The sequence below is a fragment of the Ruminococcus sp. AM42-11 genome, from assembly GCF_003480145.1.
In the GTDB taxonomy this organism is placed as follows: domain Bacteria; phylum Bacillota; class Clostridia; order Lachnospirales; family Lachnospiraceae; genus Blautia_A; species Blautia_A faecis.
Window position 1 is genome coordinate 194,484 of sequence record NZ_QUIO01000002.1, and the last position, 14,999, is coordinate 209,482.

The window sequence follows — 14,999 nt, forward strand, 5'->3', positions numbered from 1 at the left end:
ACCTAATGTATTAAGTGAACGTTCCTGTTTTTACTTTACTTAACTGTTACTGCCACTTTCGCAGATTTTCCGCTTTTCAGTTTTACGGTGAGAACTGCTTTTCCACGTTTCTTTCCGGTTATTTTGCCTTTTTTCGTTACTGTGACGATTTTTTTGTTGCTTGACTTCCAGGATTTAACGCTGTCTCCTTTACCATATGTTACTTTTATGGTAGTGGATTTCTTCACTTTAATGGTTACTGTTTTTCGAACCTTGATCGTTGCCGGAAGTTTTGCAATTGTCTGTTTTATTGTTTTCTTGCAGACAGAACATTTTCCGGTCTTTTGTCCTGCTTTCAAAACGGTGGCTTTCTTAGTTACTTTCCATTTTTTCACATTATGTGTCGGGGCAATCTCAGTTTGCTGACGTATGATTGTTCCGCATACGCAACACTTTGTGCCATCCGTTTTTCCTGCTTCTGTACAGGTTGCCGGAGTTCCTTTGACTATAACTTCTGCATGACCGGTCACAGGAAGTTCATACTGCTCTTTCAGCACTAAACCGCATACAGAGCAATGTTTTCCTTCCGTTTTTCCAGCAGTGGTACAGGTGGTTTCTATAGCCTTATCTGTTACCTCTTTGTGACCGATTGCAGGGATTTCTTTCTGTTCTTTCAGAATAGCTCCGCAGATCGCACAGTGGCTTCCTTCCGTCTTTCCGGCAGTCGTACAGGTAGCTTCTACGGCTTCATCTTTTGCTTCCTTGTGGCCAAGAGCCGGGATTTCTTTCCGCTCTTTCAGGATTGCTCCACAGATCTCGCAATGGCTTCCTTCCGTCTTTCCAGCGGTCGTGCAAGTGGCCTCTACGGCTTCATCTTTCACCTCTTTGTGACCGAACGCCGGAATTTCTTCCTGCTCTTTCAGCACTTTTCCGCAGTTCGTGCAATGGCTTCCAGCTGTCTTTCCGCTGGTAATGCAGGTGCCTCTACGGCTTCATCTTCCACTTCTTTGTGGCCATACGCTGGGATTTCTTCCTGTTTTTCCAGGACTTTTCCGCAAATCGCGCAATGGCTTCCTTCCGTCTTTCCGGCAATCGTACAGGTGGCATTTACGGCTTCATCCTTTACTTCGCTATGGTCAAGCATTGGAATTTCTTCCTGCTCTTTCAGCACTTCCCCACAGGTCGCGCAATGACTTCCTTCCGTCTTTCCGACTGTCGTGCATGTTGCTTCTACGGCTTCATCTTTTACTTCTTTGTGGCCAAGCGCTGAGATTTCTTCCTGCTCTTTCAAGATAGCTCCGCAGGTCTCACAATGGCTTCCTTCGGTTTTTCCGGCTGTCGTACATGTTGCTTCTACAGCTTCATCTTTCACTTCTTTGTGACCCAGTGCTGGGATTTCTTCCTGCTCTTTCAGAACGGCTCCACAAGTCGTGCAATGGCTTCCTTCCGTCTTTCCCGCTATCGTGCATGTTGCTTCTACGGCTTCATCTTTTACTTCTTTGTGACTAAGCGCCGGGACTTCTTCCTGCTCTTTCAAGATAGCTCCGCAGGTCTCACAATGGCTTCCTCGGTTTTTCCAGCTGTCGTGCATGTTGCTTCTACGGCTTCATCTTTTACTTCTTTGTGGCCTGTTGCCGGGATTTCCTTCTGTTTTACCAGCACTTCATTACAAACAGAACAATGGCTTCCTTCCGTCTTTCCCGCTGTTGTACAGGTGGCTTCTACAGCTTCATCTTTCACTTCACTGTGGCCTGTTGCTGGCACATCTTTCTGTGCCACCAGCACTTCATTGCAGACAGAGCAATGACTTCCCTCGGTCTTTCCTACAGTCGTGCAGGTGGCTTCTACAGCTTCATCCTTCACTTCCTGATGTCCTGTTGCCGGGATTTCCTTCTGCTCTACCAGCACTTTATTACAGATAGAGCAATGGCTTCCCTTCGTCTTTCCCTTCTCCGTACAGCTTGCAACTACCGCCTCATCCACAATCGGATTGTGATTTCCCAAATCTGTGGTAACGGTCTTACGCCCAAGCACTTCATTACAAACAGTACAACGAACTACTTCGTCATAACTTCCATGAGCGATACAGGTTCCTGCAACTTCATTTTCTTTAACTGCCTCCCCTACAGTATGCTCTAATTTCTCAACCACAGTTCCGCTCTTTATAACAGCGCTGCATGTGCTGCACACCAGATCGCCGGTATAGCCATCAGCAGAGCAAGTAGCTAATTTTTTATTAATAGTTTTCTTTGCATAACCAGACGAACATCTGCCGCCATAATGAACAACAGGATTTGGCCACGTCCTTGCTGATGCTTTATTTACAATATCTGTCCACTGGCCTGAGGTTCCTGAAAAGAAAATATCAGTCATACCAGTGCAATATCCAAAAGTAGTATCTTCAAGTTCAATTGCCGAATTTTTTATCGTCACTTCACGCAGCTTTTCACATTCATAAAAGCAATATATGTCCACTTTTTTAACCGTTGACGGTATGGTGATTGACGTTATCTTTGACTTACTAAACGCTGCATTTCCTATCTCTGTAACAGATTTTCCTATGGTGATGGTTTCCATATCCGGGAAGAAATAGAATGCACTTCTTCCAATTTTTGTCACGGATCCGCCGACAATAACGCCTTTCATCTGATCCCGTAAATTCAACCAGGGCTGATTATCAGGCTCATAATCATACATACAGCCACTTCCTGCAATCGTCAACACATAGTTCTGATCCAGGTACCAGTACGCACTATCACCGCATTTTCCGCTGGCAACAACGGCATAATGTTTTGTCGCATTTTTTAAATATGGATTAACACTGTAATCGACAGATATATTTCCCCATTCAGCTTCCGTTCCGCTATATACAACATCTTTCAGATTGCGGCTAATAAACGCTCTGTCACCGATAAAATTCAATGTACGTGGCAGCTCTATTACGTAAATCTCAGACTCATAAAATGCAGATTCACCAATGCTGGTTACACCTTCCAGAATATTTATATATTTCAAACCAGAATAGCCAAAAGCATTCTTGCCTATACTTTTCAGAGATGTAGGAAGTGATATTTGGGCTAATTCTGAACACCGGTAAAATGCACTGTCCGAAATTTCTGTCACACCTTCCGGAATAACAATTTCTGTTAATTTCGAATAAGCAAAAGCGCTTTCACCTATCACTTTGCAGCCATCCGGGACTGTATAACTTCCAGTACCTCCTGCTGGATACACAAGCAAAACGGTCTTATCTTTATTAAACAAAGCACCTTTATAAGATGTAAAATTCTGATTATACTGATCCAGACTGATACTTCTTAAATCTTTACATCCATAAAATACAGACCCACCTATTTCTGTAACAGTGGAAGGCAAAGAAATCGTCCACAAACTCGCACAGTCGCTAAATGCATATTCCCCGATTTTTACAACACCATTTGGAACCCAAATTTTCGTTAGTGAAGAATTCCCCCAAAACGCATTTCCCTTAATTTCTCTCACAGTTTCAGGAATTTCAATATCTGTCAGGCCTGCACCAAAAAAAGCACTAACTCCTATCGTTTCAACCTTTCCCGGAATTATAACTGTGCTCAGCTTAGTACAATATGCAAAAGTCCGGTACGGAATCTCTGTCAGATTTTCAGATAACGTCACAGAAGTGAGATTTCTGCATTCTTCAAACACAGACTCTCCCATGATTAAAACAGAATTTGGAATTGTAATAGTTTCCAATGATGAACACTTGCAAAATGCTCCACCCCTGATTTCTGTTATGGAATCTGGTAAATTGATTTTCTTCAGACTCTGGCAATTCGAAAAGGCAGTATAATCAATAAACGTCACAGAATCTGGAATAACAACTTCTTCCAGACTTCTTAAATTTGAAAAAGCATTTTGGGCAATAGAAGTAAAACCGTCTTCAATTACCACCTTTTTTATACGTCCATATGTGTCAAGGAGATATCGATTTGATACAGCGCACATTTGCTTCGGGGTAAAACGAAGTTCCCCATCTTTATTTAATTCCCAACTGCAAAACTTATCTTCTCCTCTGGCATATCCAAGACTTGCATAAGATGCATTTATATTACTTGCCAAATTCGCCAGCGTCAAAGTTTTTCTACTGCTTTTATAATATATAGAAGCGTCATCGTATCCGCATATTGTCTTTACAGAACAGTTAGAAAAAGAATTTCCTGTCGCATACATCTGGGACGAACCCAGGAACGTAACCTTTGACAGTGCACTAGCATGAAAAAATACATAATCTCCCAATGTATTTACATTCGAGGGAATTGTAATTTCCGCTAAACTGACCGTATCAGCAAATGCATAATCCCCAATCTTAGTCAAACTATCTGGCAAACTAATTTGTTGCAAATTGGCAGCATCACTGAAAGCTCTATTTTCCAGTGCAGTTATACCATCTGGAACCTCATAAGAAGAATCGCTTTTGGCGCAAGGATATTGCACCAGCGTTTTCCCCGCAAACAGTACACCGTCAACTGCGCTAAAAACTGTATTTCCATCTGCTACGCTAATGCATTCCAGCCACGGCATGAGACTCCAGCTTAGGTTTGTAATATCCGTTAAGCTCTGTGGAATTTCAATTGCAGTAATTTTTTCAAGTACAAGAGAATTAGAGCCAATTCCTGTTAACGTACTTGGAAAATATATTTTTTCACAACTCTTCGAAATAAATGCCCTATTCCCGATATATGTAATTCCCTCACTAATCACAATTTTTGTGATTTGCTCTCGATAGGAATACCACGGTGCAACACTCCACCTGGAATAATCAGTCATAGCTCCTGTACCCGTAATTTTCAAGGTACCATTAGAATACGCCCATTTCACATCCGTTCCACAACTTCCGCTTGCAGCAGCTGCAAACATGACTATATCTGACGTTTCACCTTCCATCTCAGATTCGTCTTCAGATGCCTCATCGAAACTTTCTTCTGTCTCAGGTCCGGAAAAAAGCCTTCATTAGGCAGTTTCTCTGTTACTTCCCCATCAATTGATTCATCCTCCTGACCATCGTCCATGCCGTCCTCATCGGAAGGCTCATTTCCGAAGGTTTCATTCTCAGAAGATCCGTTTTCAGAAGGTTCATTTTCTATAATTACGGACCGACTTTCAAAACCAGCTTCGAATGTTTCTTCACTTTGTATTCCCTCTATATCCTCTGCCAGGACTGGCACAGAAAAGTTTAAGCTCATGGCTGCTGCCAGTACGAGCAACTGAATTTTTCTTTTCACATTTTACCTCCATAGTCATTCTATTATCTGTCGCAAAAAGTCCTTAGCATTTCACCAAGGACTTTTTGTGACAGCAGAGGCTGAACCTGCCAGCCTCTGCGCTTCGGATCTTTATTTTACAGTAATCTTGATAGAAACTTTCTTGCTTCCGGATTTTACTGTGATAACTGTTTTTCCTTTCTTCTTTGCAGTTACCACACCCTTGCTGCTGACAGTTGCTACCTTCTTGTTGGATGATTTATAGGTAACTTTCTGAACAGAGGTGATTGGGTAGATAACCGGTGCCAGAGTAAGTTTCTTCTTTGCTTTTAATGTAGTGTTCTTTAAGCCGCTGATCTTTGTAGTTTTTACAGCACCTTTCTGGACTTTTACTTTGATAGTAGCGGTCTTTCCACTCAGCAGTGTAACAGTAACGTTGGCTGTTCCGGTCTTTTTCTGTGCAATGATCTTTCCGGAATCTGTTACTTTTACGATCTTGGTGTTGCTGGAAGTCCAGGATTTGATTGCATCACCAGGGGTGAGGTTGTAAACCTGAACTTTTGTGGTTGCCTGTTTTACTTTCAAGGTGATGCTGGTGGTGTTTACGGAAATGGTTGCCGGGAGTTTGGAACCGGTTTCGGTTTTCTCTTTATGACCGCATGCCACACAATATTTAACGACGGTTTCCGGTGCTAATACAGTTGCTGGATAATGTGTAGCTGTATTATACTGATGTCCTCTTGCCAGCAGCTCTTTGGTAACTTCTTTCCCACAATTAGAGCAGCGGTCAACTTCTTTGCCTTTCTCAGTGCAGGAAGGCTCAGTCCGGTTTGCAACGTAGTAGCTATGACCTTTTGCAGGGATAACTTCTGCCTGTTCTTCTACAACTCCACAATTGCGACACTTGTAATATCCAGTTCTTCCTTCTTTTTCGCATGTTGCATCTACACCGCTGACCCAATCATAATCATGATACTCTTTTTCAATAGAACGGTGTTTTGTATCTCCACATTTACTACAAATGGAAGTCTCCTCACCTTCCAAAGTACAGGTAGCTTTTCTTGTAACTTCCCAATCAGAATAATTGTGCTCTGTTTTTGGAACGTTTACAGTGAAGGTTGTTCCACAGGTTGCACAGCTATAATCGCGAGTTCCAGCATTATCGCAAGTGCCTGCGTTATCTTTAATCAAAGTGCAATAATGGATATTTGCATCAGTTAGAAATTCGTTCTTTTGAGATATTTCAATTGCTTTCCACTGATCAGCTGTTCCTAAATAATGAACAGTGGCCAGGCTGGAACAGCCATCGAATGCCGCATCACTAATTCTTTTTATAGATGCTGGCAATGTAATTGTTTTCAAATTTTTGCAGTATCTAAACGCTTCACCTGAAATATTTTCTGCGCCTTCTGGAATTACAATTTCACTAAGTGATTCTGAATTATAGCAAAAATCATATGGCACATTATTTACTGTATTATTTAAAACGATGGTTTCCAAATTTTTACAATACCTGAACAGAACCTCACTATCATCATAACTGCTTATGGCTTGTACAGTTTCTGGAACAACAATCTTTTTCAGATTCTGGTTGTAATAGAATGCATTTCGGGAAATTTGGGTTACTCCAGTAAGAACCACATATTCAGTTCCCTGTAAGTTTGCAGGATAATAAACCAATCTTGTTCCATCTTTGCTGTATATTACGCCATCTTTGCTTGTGTAATTTGGATTTTCGTTGGAAATGATCACGCTTTCCAGTTTCGGACAATTCTGGAAAGTAAAATCATTTTCCAAACCCTTTCCAATCGTAATTGTTTTCAAATTGTCACAGTTCCAAAATGCATTAACAGTCTTTACGGAATCTCCAATTTTAACACTCTCCAGATTTTTACAATAGCCAAAACTGTTTACATAATAAATTCCGTCTTCAATAATAATTGATGTAACGTCATCATTATCACTATCAAATTCCGATACAGTTCCAGTTCCGCTTACCGTAACTTTTCCACTAAGCGTCATAATATATGTGGAATCCGTTCCGCAACTTCCAGTTCGACGGCACACAGTACAGTTGTCATCATCCTGATCATTCTCGCCATTCATATGATAGAAAGAATAGCCTTCACGTTTATATAACCCGCCCTTAAATGCAAAACGACATGGCATTGTTACCTTACACTCTGGCATGTCATACCAATAACCTATAGACGTAACACTGTTTGGAATAAGTAAATTAGCTTCGGAACTTATATTATAAAAAGCTCCGCCCACAATTGATGTAACCCCTTCCGGTATAGCAACATCTACTAAACTTGTACAATCCTTAAACATGCCATCAGGAATTACTTTTGCATTCTTGCTTAATACAACCTTTTTCAAAGAAGTACAACCATAAAATGTATATCCTCTATTCCAATTATCCATTTCATATGTCTTAACACTATCTGGTATTATCACTTCTTCCAATGATGTACATCCTTTAAATGCATACTGATTAATTTTTTCAACACCATCTGAAATAATTACCTCTTTCAATGATGCACAATCATAAAATGCTTGATAACCAATAGCTAATACGCCGGATCCTATAACTATTTTTTGCAAATTAGTATAATTGTATCCGAAAAATATATCTTTTAATTGAGTTCCATTTGTTCTATCTTTTATTATGATATTTTGTACATTTGAATATACATCTTCTCCAAAATAATAACCAGATAATGATCCGCTTACCCCACTTCCAATTACCAAAGAGGTGATGGTATAATCATCGAACTGTACCCATGCACCATCTGACTTGAATTGCAAAAATACATTATCTGGCAATTCTCCTTCTCCATCCAGATAGAACACTCCATTCACATCCAGTCTCCATGTCAGACCTTCCGCATTTTCCACATTACCTTCAATCACCGTCGCCGCAGACTCATCAATATCCAGCCCAGCCGCACGCTCATCCAGGCTTGCCACAAACTCATCTGTCTCGCCGTCAGCCTCGGTTTCTTCTGCTTCACCCTCGGCATCCCCTGTCATTCCATCTACGTCATCCAGTGAATCATCTAACAGAAATCCGTCGGCATCTTCGAATCCTTTTACATCTCCACTTTCTTCAACCTGTTCTGGTTCTGCCTCCATCACTACCGCGTCTTCCATTTCTGACTGGAATGAAAATTCCTCTGCAGAAACGATCAGTGGCTGTGCGCACATCGCTGCTGTCAGTACCAGTGCCAACCCCTTTTTAGCCAATTCGCTCCTTTTCATTAAGTTTCCTCCTCCATTTTTTAGATTCTTTTTAAATCACTCCTACTTGTAAGTGTACACGATTTGTCATTTTTATCAACTCAATGTCGAAATTAGCACTTTTAATGTAGGAATTAACCATAAGTTCTCCCCAAGCTTTTACAGTCGGATGATTTATCATAACTCTACCTTCATACAAAAACAATTACCTGGCAGCATATCTTAGAGTGTATTTGAAAAAGTTTTTCTGCAAAAAAAGCTGGAACACTCACCTTTTAAATGAATGCTCCAGCTTCTTTTTCAATATATGACTTTACTTATTTGTATTTTATGTATTCCTTTTCACGTTTCGCTTTGCTTTTATGAATAGGATTTTCCGGCAAAATGTATATTAAGCTTATACTCGACGCCTTCTTTGTCTTTTACCCTAAGACTAACCCATTCACCAGTACTTCTGTGGCGAATAGATCCGCCATTTTTCATCTTGCGGTCTCTGCTTTCAGCATAACTGGTTGCATCGTAGCTATACCCTGCAAATACCAGTTTCCAGCCTTTTGCCAATTTCCAGGAAACCTTGTGTTTACTTTTCTTGTCATAGATCCAAACTGAACCTTTGTTATTTACAGAAAAAACATTTTTCCCATCTACCTTCAGATACTGGACAGGTCTGGCTTCTTTTATAACAATCGTTGTTTTTAAGGTATATATTTTCTTATTCTTTTTAACTTTTATTGTTACTTTTGATGAGCCTAACTTGGTATTTTCAAAAGTAAAATAATCCCTTCCTACACTTTCAATTCTCGCCACGTTACGGTTGGAAGATTTTACAGAAGTTATTTTACCGTTTTCTAAATTTTCAAGATATACCTGCTTATCATTTACATAGGTAGATCTGTAACGGACAATTCTTTTCTCAACCTTCGGTGCAGAATCTGTCGCAGCTTTCGCTTCAAATGGGATAAAACACATGGAAAAAATAAAGCAGGCAACCCATAGAAGCAATCCTTTTTTCATAAGTTTCTTTTTCATAAAGTCCTTCTCCTTTTTACTATTTTTTCTAAATAAATAGATATTTCATTATAAAATAAAGCAGAAATAAAAACAATTATCTGGCAGCATAGTTTTCAAATCAGACGCTACCCACAGCCTGATTTGCGACCAAAATTATTCAAAAGTCGCTTTCGCCGTATCAACAGAGTGCTCCGTCTTATTATCAATGTCTGTGTCATTTCCAGAGAAAATACTTCCAGCGAAATCCAGGACTTCGTTTCCAGGTAAGTTGTCAATGCACACTGCAGTTCCATTTTCGGTAAAGGTATTGTTCAAATAGCTGGGTGATGTACCATAGGCCATATTGCTGTTGAATTTCAGCGCAATATTATTATTGGTAAAAGTACAGTCCGTTGCATTTACCCAGGCTCCATTATTGGCAATTGCAGCTGTATCCCAGCCATCAAAACTACACTGTGAAAGCAAAACCAAGCAATATGCGTTCAGCCCGATTCCAGAATTCCCCTTAAACTGTATTCCCGAAAACTCCGCATAATTTCCATTCAAACCGCGCATGCTGACAGTTCCTGTAAAAGTGGTCGCATCATCCCCATCTGCGCTGCCATAAATCCCCCACACATGATTTCCAAAAACAACATCACCATCATAAGTTACTGCCGAAAGGTGGAGATATACCGGTGTCTCCGATGGCACCTCTTCTTCAATAGAAGCCAACAGCGCATTCAGTTCCTCCGTAGTTTCCATAGGCGTATCCTCTGAAAAATAGGTAACTGCCGCCTGCTTTTCAATGGTAAGCCGTGTACTAAGAGAAATGGTGTCTCCGTTTTTCATAGTCAGGTTCCACAAGATATCGTTGGTGCCACTATCTGAAGAATAGATAATATCCGAAACGTATGCCGCATTTAGAAAACTTTCGTTATGGATCGGTTCTATATATTCTGCTTTCTGGGAATTTTCTCCAGGTTTTGTGTCCACCTTACAGGATTCCACTTTTTCCGAAAATTCTTCCCACGCCAATTCTCCAGTCTCCTGATCCAGAACATATAACTGACAGGGAAGAGCACTCTGCATTCCCTGCGCCAGTGTATCAGTACGTTCGCCCTGGGCATGCCCTGTTACACCATCACTCTCGGAAAAACTCAACAGCACTTTATAGGATTTTCCTTTATCCGTATAGACCACCTGTGCCCCGCCTTCATAGGACTTCGGACGGTGATGCAGGGAAAAAGCTGCCCCGACAGCTGCCACAATCACCAAAACTGCTGCTACGCTCAAAGCCGCTTTTTTCCACCGCTTCGGTGCTTTTACTTCCTGTTTTTCTGTCTGGACAGCTGTACAATGAGGACAAAAAGAGGCATTGTCCGGAAGAGGCTGTCCGCATTTCACACATTTTTTACTCATATTTTTCTCCTTGTATTATAAGTTTACAGGCTCCTTTTCCCCAAGCCATATGTTTTATAAAACCTCCATCAAGTGAAGGATATTCTTGTACCTTTTCTCCGGATTTACCATGGTGCAGCGTTGGACGATCCTGCCCATTCTGCCACTGGCAAGCTTCCTGGAAGGATGTTCTCCGGTCAGCATAATGTTCAGCAAAACTCCAAGCGCATAAATATCAGCCGTCCGTCTGACTGGGAAAGTCCATACTGTTCCGGCGCTGCAAAGCCTGTTGTCCCTAGAATCTGCGTATCTTCCCGGTTTTCATTTTTGTAGATTCTGGCAGCATCAAAATCGATCAGAACTGCTTCTTTTCCGCGTATAATCACGTTATCTGGCTTCACATCCCTATGTACCACTCCCATGGAATGAAGCACCCACAATGCGCTGCACAGCTGGCGGGTGATCTGCTTTGCCTGTGCTGCAGTCAAAAGGCCGCCCTGCAAAATCTCACCAAGGGTGTCACCCTGCACATATTCTTCCAACAGAACTGTTTTTCCCTCTTTTTCCCCGACCTCCATGATCTGAGGGAGATTAGGACAGGAAATGGAGAGAAGTTTCTGGTATACTTCACTGCTGCCAGAAAAATGTCTGAAAATATAGCGGTTTTCGCTTGCCAGGTGGCGTACTAGGATTACTTCTCCGCGCTCGCTTTTTTTGATCAGCCGGATCTGGTCATATTCGTCATGAACTGCGCTTAAAAGACTGTCATAAATGTCCATATTTCTCCTTATCACCAACTATTATTCCCCAAACGTACATGTACGTAACATGTTGCGCTATGAAAGTCAGCTGTTCCTCACCTATGGTGCTCCCACAGCTGCTGGGGAGCAGCAACCACTATGCTGACTGCATATTGTTTTTCAGAATTGTTTATAGTATAGTTTTATTTGAGTATATTGTTAGAAATATTTTAACTTATTGATAAATTATTGTAAAGGCGCGGAATATGAAAAAGAAAAATACAGATGGTTTGCAGCAGGAGCTTATGGACTCCCCGGATCTGAATCAGTTCCTTTCTCAGAATCAGGAACAGTTTGAAAATAAAAGTGTGGCAGAATTATTAAACCGTCTGTTCGAAAAAAAGCATATCTCAAAGGCAGCGCTTGCCAAACAGGCCGGTATGAGTGAAATTTATCTGCACCAGATTTTTGCAGGTCGCCGAAATCCTTCACGGAACCGTCTGCTGTGCCTGTGTTACGGGCTTGAAGCGACAGTTGAAGAAACACAAGAGTTGCTGAAGCTTTGTGGAATGGCGCAACTTTATCCGAAATTAAAGAGAGACGCCATTATCTATTATGGGTTGTTGCATGGACTTAAATTGTTTGAAATTAATGATAAACTTTTTGAGGAGAATGAGGAGACGTTGTTTTAATTCTCTTCCCCCCTCCGACGCCTAATAATACAAAACTTAGATTCTATATATTGCGAAGCACGTTGCTGTGCAGCACAAAAGTTGTAATTTGATTTACAATTTCTTCTTGCCACCGCTTTTATAATGTGCTATTATACCACCAGAACCAAAGGGGAATGAATGTCTCCCTGGGATCATCCCGAACCGCTTATCAAGCTGATGACTTCTGTGATAACAATTATCGCAGAAAGCATCAGCTTTTCTGCGTAAAAAGGAGGAATTTATAACAATGTTAACATCTTTAGCCTTTATTTTTCTTGTAGGCCTTTCCCTGGCAGCAATCTGCCAGGCACTGAAGCTGCCCCGTATTATCGGAATGCTGCTCACCGGTATTCTCCTGGGACCTTATGTACTGGATGTGCTGGATCCATCCATTCTTTCCATTTCCTCGGAGCTGCGGCAGATCGCTCTGATCATTATTTTATTAAAAGCCGGACTTTCCCTGAATTTGGCTGACCTGAAAAAAGTGGGACGGCCTGCGATCATGATGTCCTGCATCCCGGCTACCTTTGAAATTCTGGCATACTTTTTGCTGGCTCCTTACTTTCTGGGGATCACCAGACTGGAAGCTGCTGTTATGGGTGCCGTAATGGGCGCCGTTTCCCCGGCTGTGGTTGTCCCAAGAATGGTACAGTTGATGGAGGAAAATTACGGCACAGTCAAAAGCATTCCCCAGATGATCCTGGCTGGTGCTTCCTGTGATGATATTTATGTGATCGTACTGTTTTCCACATTTTCTACTATGGCACAGGGCGGCAGTGCACATGTGAAGGATTTTATCAACATTCCGGTTTCCATTGTCCTGGGTATTGTACTTGGAAGTGTGACTGGTTATCTTCTTTCCCTATTTTTCGAGACGGCTTACGCACACAGCCATATGGTGCGGAACAGTATGAAGGTGATCGTGGTAATGGGCGTATCTTTCCTACTGATGTCTATTGAGACATGGCTGAAACCGGTGGTTTCTATTTCCGGGCTTCTGGCTGTGGTAAGCATGGCTTGCGTTTTAAAGCTGAAGTGTACCCCTTCCGTCTCCGCCCGTCTTTCCCAGAAATTCGGAAAGCTGTGGCTGGCTGCTGAAGTCCTGCTTTTTGTACTTGTGGGTGCATCCGTAGATATCCGCTATACCTTGAAAGCAGGTCCTGCAGCCCTGGCTATGATCTTCGCCGCCCTGCTGTTCCGAACTCTTGGCGTCACCCTCTGCGTAGCCGGAACCAACCTGACCGCAAAAGAAAAGCTGTTCTGCTCCGTTGCCTACCTGCCCAAAGCAACCGTCCAGGCCGCCATCGGCTCCGTCCCAATGGCCATGGGCCTCTCCTGCGGACAGATCGTGCTCTCCGTAGCAGTTCTGGGCATTCTGATCACCGCGCCGCTGGGAGCGATTGGGATGGATTGCAGTTATAAGAGGCTGCTGAAACGAGAATCGTGTAGCTAAAATAGCAAAAGGCACCCTTACACAAATTCGTTTGAGGATGCCTTTTTCACTATTCTATTTCAGTTACATATATTTGTTTGAGTTCTCTATCTCTGAATCGTTACGACAATTTTACTTAGAGAATACTGCATCATTTCTGGAAAGAAGATATACACAATATTGATTCATGCTGATTCCTTCTCTCTTAGAATGTTCTGCCAATGATCTATGCAGGCTTCGAGGTATTCTCAACTTAAATTGTCCCGAATAATCTTCCAAGCTGTCTGGCTCATGAATTTCTATCCCATCTTCTAATGCAGCCTCAAGCCAGGCTTTTTTCGCATCCACCGCATTTGCCACTGCACGTTCTAAAGTTTCTCCGCAAGTAATGCAGCCAGGTAAATCTGGATAAGAAACTACAAATCCGCCTTCGTCTTTATCTTCCACAATTTCCATACGATAGGACATTACCATATAATCATTCAACGTCTTCATCATTTTTCACCTCGCCTTCCACAATCTGTCTTACTATCTCTACATACACTTTCTTGATTGGTTCATGCTTCGGTATTGTAATTGGCGTGCACCCTTGTTTTCTAAACGTATAATGACTGCTTCCACTTCTCGGTGCATTCATTTCATATCCATAACTTTCCAATACCTTCCGCAATTCGTCAAATCGGAGGTCTTTCGATAAATTGCATATACGTGTTATCAGTTTATCCCATTTTGACATTTATTATATCTCCTATTCACATTATATGTGGTGTTACATATGGTGTCAATCATTTTTTTGTTTGTCAATCTCATCATACTGTTTACATAGATTCAAAATGTTTCTAATTTTTTCCATATTATTACCCCAATATTCATCAGCTGCATCAAATGGCATCCCATCAAGCAGCTCCAATCTAAATTTTGCTAAATTATATCCCTCTCTCATACCATCAAAATATATTTCTTTAATAAAATTTCCAAGCTTGTCATCTCCGTAACAATACATCGTTTTAGAAAATTTCTTACTATCGATCAATTTTCCAAGGTCTTCTTTTGACATTTTTTGCCTCCTTGTTGTATATTTTTTATATATTTAGTTTATCAATATAGCAGTAATATTGTCAAGTCATTTATAAGAATATACAAATATCATAATTTTGACTTTAACATAGATGACCGAATTCGCAAAAGTAATGGATATTTTTCAAATCCTACTATATAATGGGCTCAGAATAAAAAATCTACTGTTGTATATTTTAACGGA

General features: G+C 41.3%; 14 protein-coding genes and 1 riboswitch. Of the genes, 2 read left to right on the forward strand and 12 right to left on the reverse strand.

Features of this window, described 5'->3' with window-relative positions; translation table 11 throughout:
• Positions 1-35: 35 nt before the first annotated feature.
• The 9 genes from DW904_RS02545 to DW904_RS02580 all read right to left on the reverse strand — a co-directional run bounded on the left by DW904_RS02545 (position 36) and on the right by DW904_RS02580 (position 11,632).
• Positions 36-905 (reverse strand): hypothetical protein, encoded by an 870-nt coding sequence (locus tag DW904_RS02545; RefSeq protein ID WP_118577932.1) that lies wholly within the window; start codon positions 903-905, stop codon positions 36-38.
• Complete coding sequence (locus tag DW904_RS02550) at positions 899-1,516, reverse strand: hypothetical protein (RefSeq protein ID WP_118577933.1); 618 nt, start codon at positions 1,514-1,516, stop codon at positions 899-901. Before DW904_RS02550 ends, DW904_RS02545 begins: the two co-directional genes overlap by 7 nt.
• Positions 1,513-4,902, reverse strand: a complete 3,390-nt coding sequence (locus DW904_RS02555; protein WP_118577934.1) for a leucine-rich repeat domain-containing protein — start codon at positions 4,900-4,902, stop codon at positions 1,513-1,515. Before DW904_RS02555 ends, DW904_RS02550 begins: the two co-directional genes overlap by 4 nt.
• The gene (locus DW904_RS02560) at positions 4,878-5,240 is read right to left on the reverse strand and encodes a hypothetical protein (protein WP_118577935.1); all 363 of its coding nucleotides are present in this window, start codon (positions 5,238-5,240) and stop codon (positions 4,878-4,880) included. The genes DW904_RS02555 and DW904_RS02560 overlap by 25 nt, the downstream gene beginning before the upstream one ends.
• Positions 5,241-5,351: 111 nt before the next feature.
• Positions 5,352-8,483: a leucine-rich repeat protein gene (locus DW904_RS02565; protein WP_118577936.1), complete on the reverse strand. Its 3,132-nt coding sequence runs from the start codon at positions 8,481-8,483 to the stop codon at positions 5,352-5,354.
• A 339-nt stretch (positions 8,484-8,822) separates the two neighbouring features.
• A complete protein-coding gene (locus DW904_RS02570; protein ID WP_118577937.1) occupies positions 8,823-9,491 on the reverse strand; it encodes a hypothetical protein in 669 nt (222 codons plus the stop codon).
• Between the two features lie 135 nt (positions 9,492-9,626).
• Positions 9,627-10,874, reverse strand: coding sequence for a zinc ribbon domain-containing protein (locus DW904_RS02575; RefSeq protein ID WP_118577938.1), 1,248 nt, complete (start codon positions 10,872-10,874; stop codon positions 9,627-9,629).
• 54 nt (positions 10,875-10,928) lie between these two features.
• Positions 10,929-11,057 (reverse strand): hypothetical protein, encoded by a 129-nt coding sequence (locus tag DW904_RS24460; RefSeq protein ID WP_279254379.1) that lies wholly within the window; start codon positions 11,055-11,057, stop codon positions 10,929-10,931.
• A gap of 5 nt (positions 11,058-11,062) precedes the next feature.
• Complete coding sequence (locus tag DW904_RS02580; RefSeq protein WP_243110267.1) at positions 11,063-11,632, reverse strand: protein kinase; 570 nt, start codon at positions 11,630-11,632, stop codon at positions 11,063-11,065.
• Between the two features lie 227 nt (positions 11,633-11,859).
• On the opposite strand from DW904_RS02580, the gene DW904_RS02585 reads away from it, so the two are divergent.
• Positions 11,860-12,285: a helix-turn-helix transcriptional regulator gene (locus DW904_RS02585; RefSeq protein ID WP_118577939.1), complete on the forward strand. Its 426-nt coding sequence runs from the start codon at positions 11,860-11,862 to the stop codon at positions 12,283-12,285.
• Positions 12,286-12,427: 142 nt separating this feature from the next.
• Positions 12,428-12,500: riboswitch (Fluoride riboswitch) on the forward strand.
• A 53-nt stretch (positions 12,501-12,553) separates the two neighbouring features.
• Positions 12,554-13,759 carry a cation:proton antiporter gene (locus DW904_RS02590; RefSeq protein WP_118577940.1) on the forward strand — a complete coding sequence of 402 codons (1,206 nt, stop codon included), beginning with the start codon at positions 12,554-12,556 and terminating at the stop codon, positions 13,757-13,759.
• A gap of 111 nt (positions 13,760-13,870) precedes the next feature.
• Here the strand turns inward: DW904_RS02590 and DW904_RS02595 are convergent, their stop codons facing one another.
• From DW904_RS02595 to DW904_RS02605, 3 genes are read right to left on the reverse strand one after another with little or no spacing between them, the layout of a single operon-like run.
• On the reverse strand, positions 13,871-14,233 hold the full coding sequence (locus DW904_RS02595; protein ID WP_118577959.1) for a type II toxin-antitoxin system HicB family antitoxin: 363 nt from the start codon (positions 14,231-14,233) through the stop codon (positions 13,871-13,873).
• Positions 14,217-14,474, reverse strand: coding sequence for a type II toxin-antitoxin system HicA family toxin (locus DW904_RS02600; protein ID WP_118577941.1), 258 nt, complete (start codon positions 14,472-14,474; stop codon positions 14,217-14,219). Before DW904_RS02600 ends, DW904_RS02595 begins: the two co-directional genes overlap by 17 nt.
• Before the next feature lie 45 nt (positions 14,475-14,519).
• A complete protein-coding gene (locus tag DW904_RS02605; RefSeq protein WP_118577942.1) occupies positions 14,520-14,795 on the reverse strand; it encodes a hypothetical protein in 276 nt (91 codons plus the stop codon).
• Positions 14,796-14,999 lie beyond the last annotated feature (204 nt).

Excerpts from the sequence above, each read along its gene's own strand:
- DW904_RS02585 (WP_118577939.1), top strand. The coding sequence starts at position 11,860 with ATGAAAAAGAAAAATACAGATGGTTTGCAGCAGGAGCTTATGGACTCC.
- DW904_RS02580 (WP_243110267.1), bottom strand. The coding sequence starts at position 11,632 with ATGGACATTTATGACAGTCTTTTAAGCGCAGTTCATGACGAATATGAC.
- DW904_RS02570 (WP_118577937.1), bottom strand. The coding sequence starts at position 9,491 with ATGAAAAAGAAACTTATGAAAAAAGGATTGCTTCTATGGGTTGCCTGC.
- DW904_RS02605 (WP_118577942.1), bottom strand. The coding sequence starts at position 14,795 with ATGTCAAAAGAAGACCTTGGAAAATTGATCGATAGTAAGAAATTTTCT.
- DW904_RS02575 (WP_118577938.1), bottom strand. The coding sequence starts at position 10,874 with ATGAGTAAAAAATGTGTGAAATGCGGACAGCCTCTTCCGGACAATGCC.
- DW904_RS02595 (WP_118577959.1), bottom strand. The coding sequence starts at position 14,233 with ATGAAGACGTTGAATGATTATATGGTAATGTCCTATCGTATGGAAATT.
- DW904_RS02555 (WP_118577934.1), bottom strand. The coding sequence starts at position 4,902 with ATGGAAGGTGAAACGTCAGATATAGTCATGTTTGCAGCTGCTGCAAGC.
- DW904_RS02590 (WP_118577940.1), top strand. The coding sequence starts at position 12,554 with ATGTTAACATCTTTAGCCTTTATTTTTCTTGTAGGCCTTTCCCTGGCA.
- DW904_RS02565 (WP_118577936.1), bottom strand. The coding sequence starts at position 8,483 with ATGAAAAGGAGCGAATTGGCTAAAAAGGGGTTGGCACTGGTACTGACA.
- DW904_RS24460 (WP_279254379.1), bottom strand. The coding sequence starts at position 11,057 with ATGCTGACCGGAGAACATCCTTCCAGGAAGCTTGCCAGTGGCAGAATG.
- DW904_RS02600 (WP_118577941.1), bottom strand. The coding sequence starts at position 14,474 with ATGTCAAAATGGGATAAACTGATAACACGTATATGCAATTTATCGAAA.